This is a genomic window from Prevotella sp. S7 MS 2 (genome assembly GCF_000762865.1).
Taxonomy (GTDB): Bacteria; Bacteroidota; Bacteroidia; order Bacteroidales; family Bacteroidaceae; genus Prevotella.
Genome location: NZ_JRPT01000120.1, coordinates 1 through 1,275, shown reverse-complemented (window position 1 = coordinate 1,275; position 1,275 = coordinate 1). Strand labels below are relative to the sequence as shown.

Annotated in this window: 1 protein-coding gene; it reads left to right on the top strand. The window is 44.2% G+C overall.

What is annotated here, in order from left to right; all coding sequences use genetic code 11:
- The first annotated feature begins 77 nt into the window (after nt 1-77).
- Nucleotides 78-1,088 (top strand): IS5 family transposase, encoded by a 1,011-nt coding sequence (locus tag HMPREF0671_RS11635; protein ID WP_036561512.1) that lies wholly within the window; start codon nt 78-80, stop codon nt 1,086-1,088.
- The last annotated feature ends 187 nt before the right edge of the window (nt 1,089-1,275 follow it).

The following is a 1,275-nucleotide window of genomic DNA, read 5'->3' as shown; positions in this document are numbered from 1 at the left end:
ACAGCGTGAGACCTTTGCAATAACCCCTCAAACTTCCTAAAATATGGCTTATTTCCTTGCATTCTTACTTCAGTCCCATGAGTAGTTTCTTTCAACAAACCGCCAAAGCCCGTATTGCCAAACACCTCGACCGTTTTCCGTTACTTAAGTTAGATCAAGTGATTGATTGGCGACCGATTGAACGCTACCTCAATTCACAAAAGCAGCGTCGATTGACGACTCAACAAGGTCGTCCGAGTTATCCCGTGCTCGCCATGTTTAAGGCAGTCCTATTGGGTCAATGGCATAGCCTCTCCGATCCGGAGCTTGAGCATAGTTTGGTGACTCGCATTGATTTTACGATTTTTTGCGGTTTTGATGATATGGACGTTCCCGATCACAGTACCCTATGCCGTTACCGCAATTGGTTGGCTGAGGAGGGTTTATTGGATAAGCTGTTAGTGCTTATCAATCAGCAGTTAAGCGAGAAGGGTCTAAAAGTAGCCAAGGCGCAAACGGCAGTGGTTGATGCGACGATTATTCAAACGGCAGGTCGTAAGAAAATGAAGGCAATTGAGCAGCTTGAGGACGGTGAGTATCATGAGTCTGCACCAAGCACTGATAAGGATGCACGTTGGACAAAAAAGGGGGCTGACTTCCATTTAGGCTTTAAGCTACATGCTCGTTCGGATGGTGAGGGCTATATTGAAAAGCTTAATACCACGCCCGCTAATGTGCATGAGGTTAATCAACTTGAACCACTCGTTAATGATTTGGAACAGGGCACGAGAGTAGAAGCGGATAAGGGCTATAGCAGCGCAAAGAATCGAAAGCGATTACAAGCGCTCGGCTTAGAAGATGGCATTATGCAAAAGGCGCATCGCGGTTCAGTGTTGACACGTGAGCAGATAGAACGCAACAAGCGTTTATCTAAGACTCGCTATGTGATTGAGCAAAGTTTCGGCACGCTGCACCGTAAATTCAAACATAAGCGGGCAAGCTATTTTAGTCTCGTCAAGGTGCATGCGCAGTCGCTTTTGAAAGCGATTTGCATCAATTGTTTAAAAGCTGCCAATAAGCTTAGGATAGTTGCGCCTAATTTTGCCTAAAAGGCAGAATTAGGCAGATAAATGCCTAAAAAACAGGCATTTATCGATAAAAGCGGGGTGAAATTTGTCGAAAATTTCCAAAAAAATCAAAAAATCAAAAAATTTCCAAGTAGAACAGAAATCCGGTATTTAACTGCTTTTATGCAAAAGTCTCAACCCCATCGGTGTAAAGCCCTGTATTGGCGAA